9 protein-coding genes are annotated in these 15,290 nt (G+C 69.2%); 2 read left to right on the forward strand and 7 right to left on the reverse strand.

Going from position 1 to position 15,290, the window contains the following annotated elements; translation table 11 throughout:
- Positions 1 to 58: 58 nt before the first annotated feature.
- Positions 59 to 1,369, reverse strand: a complete 1,311-nt coding sequence (locus tag OXI49_05415; GenBank protein MDE2689933.1) for a carboxypeptidase regulatory-like domain-containing protein — start codon at positions 1,367 to 1,369, stop codon at positions 59 to 61.
- A gap of 193 nt (positions 1,370 to 1,562) precedes the next feature.
- Between OXI49_05415 and OXI49_05420 the strand changes: the two genes are divergently transcribed.
- A complete protein-coding gene (locus OXI49_05420) occupies positions 1,563 to 1,778 on the forward strand; it encodes a hypothetical protein (protein ID MDE2689934.1) in 216 nt (71 codons plus the stop codon).
- Positions 1,778 to 3,190 (forward strand): class I SAM-dependent methyltransferase, encoded by a 1,413-nt coding sequence (locus OXI49_05425; protein ID MDE2689935.1) that lies wholly within the window; start codon positions 1,778 to 1,780, stop codon positions 3,188 to 3,190. Before OXI49_05420 ends, OXI49_05425 begins: the two co-directional genes overlap by 1 nt.
- Before the next feature lie 8 nt (positions 3,191 to 3,198).
- On the opposite strand, the gene OXI49_05430 is transcribed toward OXI49_05425, so the two are convergent.
- From OXI49_05430 to OXI49_05455, 6 genes are all read right to left on the reverse strand, one after another.
- On the reverse strand, positions 3,199 to 6,918 hold the full coding sequence (locus tag OXI49_05430; GenBank protein ID MDE2689936.1) for a carboxypeptidase regulatory-like domain-containing protein: 3,720 nt from the start codon (positions 6,916 to 6,918) through the stop codon (positions 3,199 to 3,201).
- Between the two features lies 1 nt (position 6,919).
- A complete protein-coding gene (locus tag OXI49_05435) occupies positions 6,920 to 8,536 on the reverse strand; it encodes a carboxypeptidase regulatory-like domain-containing protein (GenBank protein MDE2689937.1) in 1,617 nt (538 codons plus the stop codon).
- Positions 8,537 to 8,574: 38 nt separating this feature from the next.
- Positions 8,575 to 9,996, reverse strand: a complete 1,422-nt coding sequence (locus tag OXI49_05440; GenBank protein ID MDE2689938.1) for an amidase — start codon at positions 9,994 to 9,996, stop codon at positions 8,575 to 8,577.
- Positions 9,993 to 10,970 carry an alpha/beta hydrolase gene (locus tag OXI49_05445; protein MDE2689939.1) on the reverse strand — a complete coding sequence of 326 codons (978 nt, stop codon included), beginning with the start codon at positions 10,968 to 10,970 and terminating at the stop codon, positions 9,993 to 9,995. Before OXI49_05445 ends, OXI49_05440 begins: the two co-directional genes overlap by 4 nt.
- A 101-nt stretch (positions 10,971 to 11,071) precedes the next feature.
- Positions 11,072 to 13,495 (reverse strand): CoA transferase, encoded by a 2,424-nt coding sequence (locus OXI49_05450; protein ID MDE2689940.1) that lies wholly within the window; start codon positions 13,493 to 13,495, stop codon positions 11,072 to 11,074.
- A complete protein-coding gene (locus tag OXI49_05455; protein ID MDE2689941.1) occupies positions 13,492 to 15,270 on the reverse strand; it encodes a serine hydrolase in 1,779 nt (592 codons plus the stop codon). The genes OXI49_05450 and OXI49_05455 overlap by 4 nt, the downstream gene beginning before the upstream one ends.
- Positions 15,271 to 15,290 lie beyond the last annotated feature (20 nt).

The following is a 15,290-nucleotide window of genomic DNA, read 5'->3' on the forward strand; positions in this document are numbered from 1 at the left end:
CAAGACTGGCCATTCTCGGCCCTCCGTCTCGTTCGCAGCGGCGGGATGCCACGCGCCGTCACTCCTGTCTTTTTCGCTCTTTCCGCATCTCGACCCGGATCGGCTTGCGACGATCGGCTGCCGCGTAGTGCTCCGGTCCCAGCCAGACCCGCTTCGTGACGTAGCCCGCGGCGGCAATCCGGATCGCCTGCGGCACGTAGTCGGCGCGGGTTTTCAGTGTGAACTCTCCACCAGGACGGGCCCAGGCCAGTCTGTCTTGTCCGCGGTCAGTTCCTTCGAGCCTGTCATCGATCCAGATCGTTGCCAGGTCGACCGGCTCGTCGGTTTCGGCGTCCACCACCTGGCCTCGAAGCTCGAAAGCGGGCCAGAGGCGGACTTCCACGATCTGCGGTTCGCCGGACAGTGGTGGCTCGCGCTTCACGCGCGCGGTGCGGGCGAAGGCGCCGTCCTCGGCTTCGATCTGGTAAGAGATTCCCTTTCTCCCGGCGAGACCGACGGTTGCTTCGCCACGGTCGTCGGTGAGCGCCAGGGGAATGGCCTGGTACTCGCCGACTCGGATCACGGCTCGGGCGACAGGCGCTCCGTCGAGGTCCAGAGCCCGGAACGTGACGCCTTCCCCGCGCGTGAGCCTGAACGCCCCCCGGTCCCGGGACAGGTCGTCGAGGCTGAGGTTGAACCCGGGCGCCGAGACGGCGACGCTGGACTTGGCGGTAGGAAGGGAGAATCTCGCGATTCCACCTTCGTTGGTGCGTGCGCTCGCTCGACCGAAGGTTGGTGACGTCTTGCCCCTATGCAGCCAGGACGCGGGCTCGGACCACTCCGAGGCCTGGACAAGGACCAGCGCTCCTTCGACCGGCTGGCCTTCCTCGTCCACGACGCCGATGACCAGGTGATGCATCTTGGGAAGCTGGACGGGCGTGATGGCGTTCGGCCTGGCGCGCAGAACCCGTCTGACGTAGACCGGAGTGACAACGGTCGGCGGTTCGGTCCGTGGAGCGGTGGGCAGAATTTCGATCTGGTGAGGGCCCGCCCGGGATGCCACGAGTTGGAAACGCCCCTCGGAATCCGAACGCGTACGGTCGACGATCGGCACGGCGTTGGAGACGCCGAGTTCCCGCAGCCGGCGAGCGTGGCTGCCCGGGACCGGGATCAGTTGCACTTCAAGACCGGCTGCCGGTTCGAGGTCCGGGCCGATGAGGCGCCCGGCTACGATGGGTGCGTTGGACGGCTGTCGTGCAAGCAGGGCGGCCTCAGGCCGATCCAGAAGCCCCGGCGGCGACATCCAGACCAGCGCCGTGGTCAACGTGGCCGCGAGGAGGAACCCGCCGCGACGTGGTTGGCGAATGCGGTGCCTGCTTGCTGCTCTCATGCGATGCGACCTCGGTGGAGGGCGAGGCATGGCGAATCGGCGGCCCGCTGGACAGCCTAGCAGTGCCTGGCGGCAGTGGCGCTGCGTTCGACTCGTGTTGGGGTGCCGCTCATCGCTTGACGAACCGCCCCGGATCTGTTCGTCTTCATCGACGGTTCACGCGGGTGCGGCAGCGCGCCCCGGAGGGAGATGAATGGCAGGGCATCGAACGAGTCTGCTGGTTGCTCTGGTCGTGGCGCTGATCCTGCCGCAGGCGGCTCACGCCTACCTTGATCCAGCATCTGGCAGCATGATCCTGCAGGCGGTGATCGGTGGCGTGGCGGCCGCTGCGCTCGCCTTCAAGTACTACTGGCGGCGTATCCAGGCCTTCTTCGGCTACGGCAGCAACGACGAGCCAGAGTCCGAGTAGTGCGAGCCGGGGCCGCGCGCGAGTCCCAGGCCGAGCCTTCGTCCTTCCGCGATCCGGCGGGGCAGGTGATCGAGGGCCGAGACGGCCGCATCTTCCGCAGCGTCGCCCCGGTAGCGGTCGAGGAGTACCGCTATGTGCGGGCGTGCGGTCTCGTCGATGCACTGGTCGTAGAGGGCGGGCTGGTGGCGGCGGAGGAAGTGGATCCGGTCGAGGCCGGCGTCCTGCCACCGCCCGGGGGGTTGGTCCTGGAGCATCCCCGGCTGCCCTTCATCTCCTATCCGTACGAGTGGCCCTTCTCGCTGCTGAAGGAGGCGGCACTCCACCACCTGGAAACACAGATCCGGCTTCTCGACAGGGGCATCTCGCTCTCCGACGCGAGCGCCTACAACGTGCAGTTCAAGGGCGCCAAGCCGGTGTTCATCGACTGGCTGTCGCTGCGGCGCTACCGCGAGGGCGAGTACTGGGAGGGCCATTCGCAGTTCTGCGAACAGTTCCTGAATCCCCTGTTGCTGGCCTCGGAGCTCGGTGTGCCTCACAACGCCTGGTATCGCGGAATGCAGGAGGGGGTCCCGGGCCGCGAACTGGCGGCTTTGCTGCCGCGTCGGAAGCGCTTGTCACCAAGAATGCAGGCCCATGTCCTGCTGCCGCTTCGCTTCGAACGGCGAGCCGACTCGCGCAGTGATGCGGCGAAACGGACGGAGAGACGCCCGCTGCCTCGCAACGCATACCGGGGTCTCCTGACCCAGCTTCGGCGCTGGATCAAGAGTCTCGAACCCAAGGGCACGGACACGACCTGGAGCGATTACTCCCTGCTGACGAGCTACGACACGGGCGAAGCCTCGCGCAAGGCTGAATCGGTTCGCTCTTTCATTGCCAAGGCGCCGCCGGAGCAGCTTTGGGATCTCGGCTGCAACACGGGCGAGTTCGCCGCGATCGCCCTGGAGGAGGGCGTTCGCAGCGTGATCGGCTTCGATTCCGACTTCGGCGCGTTGGAGAGCGCCTGTGCCCGGGCGCGTTCGGATCGCCTGCGATTCCTGCCCCTCTACCAGGACCTCGCCAACCCGTCGCCTGACCAGGGCTGGTCCCAGACAGAGAGGCGCTCGCTGGCGCGCCGTTCCCGGAGCGCTGACGCCCTGGTGGCGTTGGCCGTGCTACACCACCTGGCCATCGGCCGCAACGTGCCGTTGCCTCGAATTGCCGCGTGGCTCGTTTCCCTCGCTCCGCGCGGACTGGTCGAGTTCGTTCCCCAGGGCGACCCGAGGGTAGACGATTTGCTCACGTTGCGCGGCGATCGCTTCGCCGACTACACGCCGGAGGCATGGGAAGCGGCGCTCGAGCCGTACGCCGCGATTCGTCACGTGGAGACGGTCTCGGCCAGCGGCCGGCGACTGTACACCTACGAGCGGAGGTGAAGACTTGGCTACGGTTCGACTCGCTGCTCAGGGTGCAGTCGAATCACCAGCCCCTCCTGGCGCTGCCCCGGGGCGATGTTCAGGGGGATCAGCGCGCCTTGGTAGCCGTCGCTGGTGACCCATAGCCGCTCGGCTCCGGGGCCGAGGTGGATCTCGAATCTCCCGGCATCTGCGCTGAAGTCGTGGCCGGCGATCCGGGCTGACCGATAGACGGCCTGGTCGTCGCCGGCTCTCGCGACGGCCGCCATACCTGCGGCATCGCCAGCCGTCAGATAGACGTCCCGGAGCGGCAAGTCGGTCGTCGCGTCGAGGACGATTCCGGACAGGATGGCCTCGGGCTGAAGATCGATCCGGAGGCCGTCGAGGTCTGTCTGCAGCTCGATCGACCGGTACTCCGTGCCGCCGGAGGGGGAAGAAACTGCCAGGCGATAGGAGCCGGCTTCCAGCCCCTCCAGCTCGAAGCGGCCCTCCTGATCGACCTCCGCGTGCGCTGCTCTCTCGCGCCCAAGGTGTTGGGCGCGCAGGTGCACGCCGACCAGAGGTTCGCCGGCGGCCAGCACCTGCCCGGTCAGCCGGAGACCGCGTTCGAACGGAAGCTCGACGAACTCCTCCGCGCCGGCCGCTTCGATCGTCACGGCGCGTTCGACGGAACGAGCCGTGAAGGAATCGCCGCGTCTGGCGAAGACCTGCCAGGTGCCGGGCGCCAGGTTCTCCATGGTGAAGTTGCCTTCGGTGTCCGGCGTGGCGCTTTGCCACTGCGCAAGCCGCGTCGCGGTGATCGTCACCTGCGCCAGATCGGCGGGCGGCAGGCCGGTGACGGCGCCCCTGAGGGAGGCGCCGGATTCGAGCACGATCTCGACGCCGGCTGCGCCTCCGCCATCGACGTCGATCGGTTCTGCGGGGCCGCTTTCCGCGTGCCCGGCTGCACGGGCGACGAGGAAGTAGCGTCCGGCCTCCAGACCAGTGAGGTGAAAGGAGCCGTCGCTGCCGGACACCGTCGTGGTCGGCGGATGCACGTACTTTCGCAGGTAGATTGCCGTGTTCGCGGCCTCCTCGGGATGGGCCTCGACGGTCGCCGAGGCCGGAGCGCCGTTGGCGAACCGGACGAAGCCGTTGATCTCGCCGCCGGCCTGGAGTTGGACTGCCATCTCGGTGTTTCCGGGGCCGACGACGATCTCCCGTGTGTCGTCCGGGTGTTCTGGATGCTGGACAGTCAGTGTGGCCGGGCCTGCGGTGACGTCGAGTCGGGCGCGTCCGCTGCCGTCCGTCGTGCCGTACTCGCTCGATTGGCCTGCGTCCTTCGGCTCCAGTCGAATCCGCGCTTCGGTGACGGGTTGCCCGGAGGAAGCCGTCACGATGACCGTCAGACGGTCCTGGGCGTGAAGCCGCAGTTCGACCGTCCGCTCGGATCCGGAAACGAACTCGAGACGATCGGAGCGGGCGGCCTCGCTGCCGGCGCTCGCTTCGACGAACCAGAGTCCTGGAATCACGTGCCCGAAGCTGAAGCGGCCGTCGCCATCGGTCCGTGTCCTCGTATCTCTCAAGTACCAGTCGCGCACCCGCATTCGGGTCGAGTCGTCAGGCTCCAGGTTGACTCGGGCGCCGACAGCAGCGGTCCCCGCAGCCGTCAGTACGCGGCCCGAGAGAGAGGCGCCTCGCGCGAGTTGGATCAGGATCGGCTCCCCGGTGGCCGGTCGTGCCCCTTGAAGCGTGGACAAGGCGTAGCCCTCCGCTTCGACCGTGAGATCGACCTGCTCGTGCGGAAGTCCGGCAAGCCGGAAGTTGCCGTCCGCGTCCGTTGTGGCCGTCCGTTCCTGGTCGCGGGCCCAACTGTAGCTGCGGAACCGTATGCTCGCTCCCTCGACTGGTTCCCGCTCGGGGCCGACGACAACACCGAGGATCTCGGCGCCTGGAACCAGCGTGAACTCCCCGAGGTCGATCTCTCCCCGCCCTTCGGGAACTTCGACCGGGAGAGCGCCGGGGCTGACGTGCTCGCTGTGGGACACGTTCACGTTGTACTCGCCAGTGTTCACGGCGGCGATCCGGAACGCCCCCTGTTCGTTGGTTGCGACCGCTTCGGTGGCGTCCTCCCTAAGGAGGCTCGCGAACCTTGACTGCTTCTCTTCCGGCCACGTCAGCTTGACTTCCGCACCGGTCACCGGGTTGCCGTCGGTGTCGACGACACGGCCGCGGGCCTGACGACCATTGGCCAGCCGGATCCGGACCGGACTGGCGGCCGCGCCGGGCTCGTAGGGTGGCAGCTCGATGGCGGAACTGGGGAATCCCGCGGCCCGGATCGTGAGCCGGTACGGGTTGCCGTAAACGATGCCGGACATTCGGAATGAACCGTTGTCCGCCGAGGTCGCGTCCGGCGGCCAGATGGCGATCATGCCGGTGATCGAATCCGTGGTTCGAGGCCGGGCCGAGATGTCTGCACCGGCAACCGGCTGGCCGGCGGGGTCCGTGACAAAGCCATAGAGCGGAGCCGCCGGTCTCAATGCGACCGCCGTCTCGTTGGTTACGCCGTCCTCAGGGACTAGTGCACTCACACCCGTTGCGACGTAGCCTTCGGCCTGGACCCACAGGCGCCTCGATTCTCTTCGGGGCCTGGATTCCAGCAGGAACTCGCCAGTGGGAGCGCTCAACGCGTTCTCGCCGGGGGCGCCCACGACCCAGATCGCTGCGTTCTCGACTGGAGAGCCGGAAACGCGATCGATGACGCGACCCGGAATCCGGAGCGGCGGTTCCAGCCGAGAATCGACGATGCGTTCAAAGGCAGCAGGGGCGGAGGCCGCGGCATCGGGCTGGGAAACCCGGGCGAAGGCATTGTCCCAGCCCAGCAACTCGAAGGCGATCCCGGTGCCGGCGACCTTGCCGGCGGTGACGTCGCCTTGTTCGTCGGTTAGTGCCAGGGGCGCCCTGGCGTTGCCTGTTGTCCGCAGGAGGACTCCGGGCGCCGGTGCGCCGTCCGGTCCACGGACCCGGAACCTGATGCCCGGGTCGGGTGTTAGGACGAACGTCGCACGCCCGGACTCCGTGGCGCCCGTCTCGACACCAAAGCCCTTCGCCGAAACGACGACGTTGGCATCCGCGGTCGGCATGAGGAAGCGGGCGACACCCTGGGCATCCGTTCTTGCGGAGGCGCGTTGGAAGCGGGTGTGGAGGCGTTTCCGCTCCTCGCCGGAGGCCGACCGTTCCTGACGGGCGGACCTGGACCGGGTGGGAATCGCGACCACCAACGCTCCTTTGATCGGTCGGCCGTCGGCGTCTAGGACCCGGGCGGCCACGAGACGTCGATTGGGCAGCTCATTGGGTTCAAGAACCCGCGGTGCCTCCAGGGGTACGAGGTCTCCGTACACGAGGGGCACGACGGCATCCGGCGAGGCGACTGGCGGCGCGGTCCGGATCTCCAGGCGGTAGGGGCCGGGGACCGGCGCTCTGAGCGAGAAGCTGCCGTCCAGGCCCGATTGGCCGCGGTCCACGGCCGGTGGCAGGGCATCGTAGCCGAGCAGGTCGAGGTCGATCTCGTAGTCGCTCGGGTAGGGGCGGAGCACGACCTCGACGCCGGCCGCGGCGACTCCGCGTTCGTCGACGAGCGTGCCCGTGACCCCGAGCGGCACGTCGATGTTGGGCTGGGCCCAGAGTCCGGAGGCTGCGAGGCCGGCCAGTCCGAGGAGCAGGAGCAGCCGGCTCACTCTGGTCGGCGACCCCTGGTTCAGCTCAGGCATTTCAGTGGCGTGCCCTGGCCGCATCCGCGGCGATCAGATGCGCAAGATAGATCGGTTCGCCGGTGGCGGCGTTGACGACCACGCCGGCGATCGTCGCGGCAGCCGCTTCCAGCTCAATGCGGACGCCCTCCAGGTCGCTCTCGAGGTCGATCGCCTGGAGTTCGATCCGGAGTTCGTTGGCCCCGGGCGACAGTTCCACTTGCCGCGATTCATCCCCGAGTCGCTCGTGTTCCACCTCGACCGTCGCGGGGCCGGGGGAGATGTCGAGCTGCGCCTCGCCGCTGCCGTTGGTTTGGCCGTAGCCGCTCAACCTGTTCTCCCCTCCGGACCGGATCAGGACGGTCGCACCGGCCACGGGTTCGCCGCGAGCAGTCGTGACGGTCACGGTCAGGCGGTCGGCAGTGCCCAGGACCAGTTCGATCTCCCGCTCGGCACCCGCTACCAGCTCGAAGGCCTCGACCTTGGCCGCCTCCGCCCCCTTCCTCGCTTCGGCCGACCAGGCGCCGGACGGAACTTCATCGAAACGGAAGCGGCCGTCGGCATCGGTGACTCGCCGGGGAAAGCTGTCTCTCGGCCCCCACAGGACCGAGCTGCCGCCGGAACGGCGGTCGTGTTCTCTTCTGAGCCTCACCGGGACGCCGGCGGCGCTGTTCCCGCCTGCGTCGACGAGGCTGCCCGTAACGATCCCTCCGGGCTGGAGTTCGATCAGGACCGGGTTCTCACCGTCGACGCGTACGCCCGGCCGAACGAGAAGCGGGTAGCCGGCACCCCGTACGCCGAGATCAACCAGATTGGTAGAGAGGCCCTCGAGCCTGAAGCGACCGTCCGCATCGGCGGTGGCCGTCCGCGCAGTGCTGCCGAACTGGTTCCGGGCCTGGGCCCTTATCCAGGCGCCTGCGACCGGTTCACGGTCGGCGCCGAGGACGACTCCGTGGATCGTCCCACCGGAAACGAGGGTCAGATCGCCGAGATCGAGGGTCGCATCGCCGGCTGGAACGTCGATCTCCGCGGGCGGGCGGTCAGCGTACCCGGGATGGCGTAGGCGCAGTGCGTAGTCGCCGTGGGCCACGGCGGAGAACACGAACGCGCCCTGTTCGTTTGTCCTGGTCGTTGCGGCTGGAGTTTCGAAAGGGGACCTGTAGTCGGACTGGTCCAGGGGCCAGAGCAGGGACACATTGGCTTCGGCCACGGGATCTCCGCCGGTGTCGACCGCCACGCCGTGGACCTGGCGGCCTGGACCGAGTACCAGGTGGACGGGGTCGAGCGTCGTGCCGGGTTCGAGAGGCGGCAAATCAAGGAGGGCACTCGCGTAGCCGGCCGCCTGAGCGATCAGACGGTAGGCGTGGCCGTGGACGACCCCTTCGACGCGAAAGGAACCGTCGGGCGCCGAGGTGGCGGATGCCGAACGGAGCGAGTTGAAGGGCGTGACCAGCGCGTTCCGGGGCCGGGCCCGGATTCTGGCGCCTTCCAGCGCTGCTCCGGACGCGTCAGTCACCAGGCCGCGGATGTGGGCCTCGGTGGCAGATGAGGCACTGCCTGGCTGGGCGGGGAGCGAGCCGGCCGCGAGCGCAGCGATGCCGGTGAAGCCGAAACAGCGCAGTAGTCGGGGCGTCTTCATCGTCAACGTCTGATGGAGGAGGAGCGTTCCAGGAGTGATCAGGCAGCGACCGCCGCCTCGAACGCCGCCGCGACGGCGAGGGTCCGGCGGTCCGTTCCCCGTGGCGTGACGATCTGCAGGCCCACCGGCAGGCCCGATGGGCCGACTCCGCAGGGGACGGAGATGGCCGGGCAGCCGGTGACGGTGATGGAGTAGCAGGAGGCCATCCAGTCCGTGTAGCTTGTCATCGACTGGCCCTCGATCTCCGTCGGGTAGGGGCGGTCGACGTCGAAGGGCAGGACCTGCACGGCCGGCAGGAGCAGCGCGTCGTAGGACTCGAAGAACTCGACGACGCGGCAGTGGAGGCGGGTGCGCTCAGCCTGGGCTGTCGCGACGTCCGGGCCCGTGAGCGCCAGGCCACGTTCGATCTCTTCGATCACGGTGTCCTTCATCTGCGAACGGCGCTCGGGGAACAGCGGTCCCAGCTTGTCGGCGAACAGGTTCGCGCGCAGGGTGCGGAAGATGGCGTCGGCTCCGGAGAGGTCGGGCGCAGCTCCTTCGACCGTCGCGCCGAGGTCGTGGAACGCCGTCAGCGCGGTCTCGCAGACCTGAACGACCTCCCGTTCGACCGGGTAGAGGTCGAGGTTGGGCGTCCACGCGAGACGGAGGCCGGGCAGGTCGAGTGGTTCGACCGGGTGGAAGGGCTCCGAGGGTCGGGCCAGCGAGATGGGATCCCGCGGGTCCGGCCCGGCGATGACGGAGAACAGGAGCGCGGCGTCGGCGACGTTGCGGCCCATCGGCCCGAGAACAGCGAGATCGTCCCAGCCCTGCTCGGGAGGCACGCGCGGCACGCGACCCGGCGTCGGCCGGAAGCCGACGACGCCGCAGAAACTGGCCGGGTTGCGGAGCGAGCCGCCGAGGTCGCTGCCGTCGGCGATGGGCAGCATGCCGCTCGCGAGGGCGGCAGCCGCGCCGCCGCTCGAACCGCCGCAGGTGCGGGTGGGGTCCCAGGGGTTGCGGGTCTTGCCGTAGACGGGGTTGAAGGTCTGCGAGCCGGCGCCGAACTCGGGCGTGTTCGTCTTGCCGATGACGACGGCGCCGGCATGGCGGATCCGTTCGACGATCAGGGCGTCGAAGTCGGGGACGTTGTCCGCGAAGATCGGCGATCCGAAGGTCGTGCGGATGCCAGTCGTCGGGACCAGGTCCTTGACCGCGGTCGGCAGGCCGAGGAGGGGCTTCGCCGCCGCGGCTTCCGGGTCAAGGCGGCGCAACTCGTCAACGGCGCGCGCCTGTTCGAGGGCGTGGTCGCGGTCGAGGGTGCAGATCGCGTTGAGTTCCGGATTCCGGCGGTCGATCCAGCCGAGGTGGGCGTCCAGCACCTCGACCGCCGAGACCTCGCCGCGGGCCAGTAGCCCGGCGAGATCGACGGCGGTGCGGGTGCAGAGATCGGGGGCGCCGGCGCACCCGGTGGCGGCGGTCACTCGGCGCCGGTGCTTGCGCCGCCTCCGCCGGTCACGTGCTGGTCGAGGAAGGCCCGGATGACCCGGAAGATCTCCTGCTGCTCGTCGGGCGTGAAGTTGCCGTGGCCCTTGCCGGGCACGGTGTGAATCTTGTTGGTGACGCCCGCCTCGTCGAGCTTGGCGTGCAGGTCGAGGGCGTGCTGGTAGGGCACGATGTTGTCGACGTCGCCGTGGATCGTCAGGATCGGCGGCAGGCCGGAACGAACGTATGTCATCGGCGAGACGCGCTTGGCGAGTTCCATGCGGTCGGACTTCGAACCCATCCAGGCGACGGCGTAGCTCTTCGCATTGACGCCTTCGAGCAGGTCGCCGACATCGGTGATCCCGAACCAGTTGACGATCGCCGCGACCGGCATCTCGTACTCGTCCGCCGCGGCCCAGCCCGGGCGGTCCGCGTCGCGGCCGGGGCAGAGGCGGTCCAGGCCGGCGGAGGCCGGCAGCATGCCCGTGGTAAGCGACAGGTGGCCGCCGGCGGAGGCGCCGCTCACCACCAGCCGGGAGGTGTCGATGTTGTAGTCCTCGGCGTTCTCGTAGATCCAGCGCAGAGCGCAGCGGCAGTCCTCGACGGCGCCGGGCGCGAGCGCGTTGCGGCCGAGCCGGTACTCGACGTTGACCACGGCCCATCCCATCTCTAGGTAGGGGAGGGCGCGCAGCACGCTGGATTCCTTCGTGCCGCCGACCCAGCCGCCGCCGTGGATGTAGATCAGGGTCGGGACCGGCCCCTGGCCGCGGGGAGTCATCACGTCCAGCTTCGACTCATAGCCGTCGGCCGTCAGATAGGTGATGTTCGGGGCGACGCGATAGCGGCTCATGATGTCGACCGTCACCGACTCGCCGTCCTGGGCGAAGGCGGGGACCGGTGGAGCGAAGAGCAGGGCAGCGGCGATTGCGGCCGTGGTCGCGACGTTGAGCGACGTTCGGGTGAGTCGAGTCACTGAGGACCTCCCTTGGGGATTCGGGGTGCGGATGGAGTGGGGAGTTTACTCGGGGAGGCCCGCGGGGGCGCCGGCCCACTCAGTGGGGAGGCGACGCGGACTCAGGCGACAATGCCGCGGCCGCGGCAGGCGGCGATCTCGTCGGCGGAGAGCCCGAGGACATCGGCGAGGACGGCGTCGGTGTGCTCGCCGAGCAGGGGCGCCCGGCGGGGGCTCAGATCGCGACCCGCGATACGAAACGGCGGCCCGACGAGTTCCAGGTCTCCCCATTCCGGGTGCTCGACGGTGGCGAAGGAGCCCCGGGCCCGCAGGTGGGAGTCGGCGTAGAGATCCCGGGCATCGCGCGACGGAGCGGCGGCGACACCGGTCCGCAGGAGTTCGCGGGCCAGCCAGTCGCGGTCCCGCTCCCTGGTCCAGGCGGCGACGATCGCGTCGAGTTCCGTTTCGTTCTGCTTCCTGGCCGTTGCGGTTGCGAAGCGCGGGTCCTCGGCCAGCTCTGGCCGGCCCATCGTCGCCGTGAGCCGGGCGAACTCCTCGTCGCTGTGGACCTCGATGGCGAGCCAGCGGTCGATTCCCCAGCAGCGATAGACGCCGTGCGGCGCCGAATGGCGGTGCGAGTTGCCGGCGCGTTCCGGGACTTCCCCCGTCATCTCGTACTCGAGGAGGATCTCGCCGAGGATCGAGCTCACGCCCTCGCACTGCGAGTAGTCGATGAACTGGCCTTGGCCCGTGCGGCTGCGGTGATGCAACGCGGCGACGATCGAGAAGGCGAGCGTGATCGCGTTCATCAGGTCGACGTCGCCGCCGCTGTGAGTCGGGTGATCGTCCGGGTAGCCGGAGATCCAGGCCCCGCCGGCCACGCCCTGGTGGACCATCGCGTAGCCGAGGTACTCGGTTTCCGGGCCGCCGTGGCCGCGTCCCGACGAGGAGGCCACGATGAGCTCCGGGTTTGCGCGGCGGAGGTTCTCGTAGTCGAGGCCGAGCTTGACCATGGCGCCGGGACGCATGTTGTCGTAGATCACGTCGCACTCGCCGGCGAGGCGCAGGGCGAGTGCGCGGCCTTCCGCCTGCGACAGGTCCAGGGCCAGCGACCGCTTGTTCAGGTTCATCGTGTTGAACGCCATGCCGGCGTCCTCACCGATCTTCTGCGGCGCCTCCTCGGCGCGGGGCCAGACCACGGAGCGGCGCGTCAGGTCGAGGCGCCTGGGTCCTTCGACCTTGATTACTTCGGCGCCCAGGGTCGAGAGCAGGACGCCGGCGTAGGGGCCCGCCCACACCCAGGCGAACTCGGCGACGCGTATGCCCTCGAGCGGGAGCTTACGCGTCGCGGGTGGAGCGGTTGGGACCGAGCCGGCGGCAACCGGAGCGCCGTTGCCGGCCGCGGCGACTTCGGCGAGGACCTCGCTCGAATGTTCGCCGAGCTGTGGCGCCGGGCGCGACACCTTCGGCCTGGAGGCGTCCATACGGTACGGCCAGCCGGCGTAACGCTTCGCCCCGGTGCTTGGGTGGTCCACTTCGACGAAGTAGTCGCGAGCGGCGTACTGCTGGTAGTCCATCACGTCCGCGGCGTCGTGGATCGGTCCGACCGGAATGCCCAGGTTGGCGGCGCGGTGGTACAGGTCGTCGCGTTTCTGTTCGAGGGCCCAGGCGTCGACCTGGGGAGCGATCTCCATCAGGTGATGGCTGCGGTAGGCCATGTCCTTCCATTCGTCGCCCTGGCACCAGTCCGGATTGCCCATCAGTTCGCGGAACAGCTCGAAGTGATGGTCGTCGAAGGCGTTCAGGATGACGTAGCCGTCGCTCGTCTTCAGCCTGCCCATGGCCGGCGGGCGGTCCGGCACCCGCGACCAGGTCGTTTCGTGGTAGCGGGCGCTGGCCAGAAGCGGCGCCACCAGGCTGATCATCACGTCCTGCATGGAGACGTCGACCCGGGCGTCGCCGGCGTGACCGCGTTCGTAGAGGAGGGCAGCGACCGCCAGCGCCGTCACCAGACCGGCGTGGTAGCCGGCCTGGTGGCCGCCCAGGGCGACCGGCGCGCGGTCGATGTCGCGGGAGCGGGCCGGCATCTGGTTGACCAGTCCGCCGCCGTGCGTGAGCGTGAGTTCGCCGGCGGGCGCTCCCGAGCGGGGTCCTGTGAGGCCGTAGGGCGTGACCGCCGCGACGATCAGGTCCGGCGGCGTCTCCGCCGGCGGTTCGCGGTCGACGATCAGGGCGTCGGCGGTCCGGAGCAGGCTGTCGAGGGCGCCTCGATCGTCCTCGTCGTCCAGGTCGAGGACGACTCCCCGCTTGCTCGTGTTGCAGTAGAGGAAGAGCGGCGAGCCTTCCGGGTCGGAGCCGTTCGCCCAGCGGGCGGCGTCGCCCGCGGGCGGCTCGACCTTGATCACGTCGGCGCCGAGGTCGGCAAGCAGCTTGCCGCAGTACGGGCCGGCGACGCCCTCCGCGAGTTCGACGATCCGGAGGCCGGCGAAGGGGCCGGTTCCGTCGAGGGGACTCGCGGCCGATCCCGGTGGGTCTGGTCTGGTCATCGGAGCTTGTACGCCTCCCTCGCGGATCGCAGCCAATCGTGCTGGTCCTTGTCGCCGAAGTAGTAGAAGACGGCGCCGTTCGGCAGCATGAGGACGCCGATGCCGCCGTAGCCGAGCATCTGCCGGACCCAGACCTGCTTCGTGCCGGTCCCGTCGGTCACCTGGATCTGCCGCGACCAGATGGAGTTGTTGTACTTGTTCGGGTGGCCGTTGTGGACGGCGTCCAGGCCGCGGTCTTCCTCGTCTTCCTGCATCGCGGCGGCCACCATGCCCGGATGGAGCACCTGCCGGTCGCCGATCCGGCCGCGCTGGGCGTTCAGCAGGTTGGCGATCTTCAGGATGTCGTCCGGGGTCCAGAACATGCCGTAGCCGCCGAAGACGTAGCCATCGGCCCGGTTATCCGTGCGCAGCGACTGGAGCGCCCCGGCGGAGACACCCAGCGGTCGGTAGACCTCGGCGGCCAGGAACTCCAGCAGGTCCGCGGGTTCCCTGGACGAGGCGCCCGCCTGCTGTCCCAGGTAACCGCTCATGGCGACGGACAGCAGAAAGGCGTCCGTCGTGTGGTACACCCAGCGCTTTCCGGGCGGCTCCTTCGTCGGATAGGCCATGGCGCCCCGCAGCTTGCGGTTCCGGTGCTCCGGCACGAAGAAGTTCAGCTCGGTCGTCGAGTTCTTCTCGTCGTCCTGTTCGCCCGTGTCCCAGTAGTGACCGGTCGCCATGTCGAGAGCGTGCTCGAAGGTCACCCCGCGGAAGCTGCCCCTGGGCGGCTTGTGTACGTAGTCCCGAAGCTCGAGTTCGGTCACCTCGAAGCCGTCCCGCTGCGCCAGCCGCATCAGCGCGACGGCGGCGACGGCGGTCTTGGCGGTGGAGTAGGACGGCAGCCGGATCTGCTCGGGATACGGGTAGTCGCCGTAGCGGGTGTGGACCGGGCCCTGGTAGTGGACTCCGCCGAAGGAGACGCCGAAGGCGGTGAGGTGCTCGCGGTCGAAGCCGCCACCGAAAGCCTGCGGGTAGACCTGGGCGCGCGGGTAGTCGTCGCGGATCCGTTCGATCGACCGGACAGACAGCCGCGAGGCGGCTTCGGCGGCGTAAGCCTCGAGCACGGCGTCTGCGTCCGGCGGCTCGCCGGAGGTGAAGCGGGTGGGGCCCGCGTCCCAGAGGTCGAACTTGAAGTACTTGCAGGTTTCCTGAGTGGCCTGGAAGGCCGCCGGCGAGGTGGCGCCGCCGTCGAACAGGAAGGACACGACGCCGTGGTAGGCGCAGTTCTGGTTGCGCTCGACCAGTGTGATCGGCAGCGACGCCCGGCTCCTGCCGCCGTCGGCGTTCTCGCTCCAGATCCGGCCCGGACCGACGATGACGTTCCAGTAGGCGTCGCCGGTGTAGCGGAGCGCGCGATTGGCGGGCACCAGGTGGGAGCCGCTCTGGACCAGGACAACGTCGAGCCGCGGGATGCGGCGGAGGGCTGAGACGATCGGCGGCTCATCCGCCCGCAGGTAGGTGTCGTGGTGGACGGTCCAGGAGGCTCCGCCGCCGCCGAAGAGCTGCAGCGTGCCTCGCATCTCGTGGCGCGGCGGCGCGGCGTTCTCCGGCAGGGCGAAGGCCGCGTTGTCCACGGGCGTTGGGAGTTCGCCGGCCAGTAGCCGGGACGCCGGCAGCAGGGTCCGCGCGACGTCGCCCGAGCCGGCGAGAGGATCGCCGGGCAGTTGGACGGTGGCCGCCGCGGGCAGGGCGGCGGCCGTGCAGACGGTCCAGAAAAGGGCGGCGAATCGGGCCATGTCGGCTGATGGTAGCTTGC

It is taken from the genome of Acidobacteriota bacterium, from assembly GCA_028875725.1.
Lineage (GTDB): Bacteria > Acidobacteriota > Thermoanaerobaculia > Multivoradales > Multivoraceae > Multivorans.

What these genes read in the sequence shown, in the direction of transcription:
- OXI49_05420 (MDE2689934.1), top strand. Translation starts at nt 1,563, where the DNA reads ATGGCAGGGCATCGAACGAGTCTGCTGGTTGCTCTGGTCGTGGCGCTG.
- OXI49_05415 (MDE2689933.1), bottom strand. Translation starts at nt 1,369, where the DNA reads ATGAGAGCAGCAAGCAGGCACCGCATTCGCCAACCACGTCGCGGCGGG.
- OXI49_05455 (MDE2689941.1), bottom strand. Translation starts at nt 15,270, where the DNA reads ATGGCCCGATTCGCCGCCCTTTTCTGGACCGTCTGCACGGCCGCCGCC.
- OXI49_05435 (MDE2689937.1), bottom strand. Translation starts at nt 8,536, where the DNA reads ATGAAGACGCCCCGACTACTGCGCTGTTTCGGCTTCACCGGCATCGCT.
- OXI49_05430 (MDE2689936.1), bottom strand. Translation starts at nt 6,918, where the DNA reads ATGCCTGAGCTGAACCAGGGGTCGCCGACCAGAGTGAGCCGGCTGCTC.
- OXI49_05450 (MDE2689940.1), bottom strand. Translation starts at nt 13,495, where the DNA reads ATGACCAGACCAGACCCACCGGGATCGGCCGCGAGTCCCCTCGACGGA.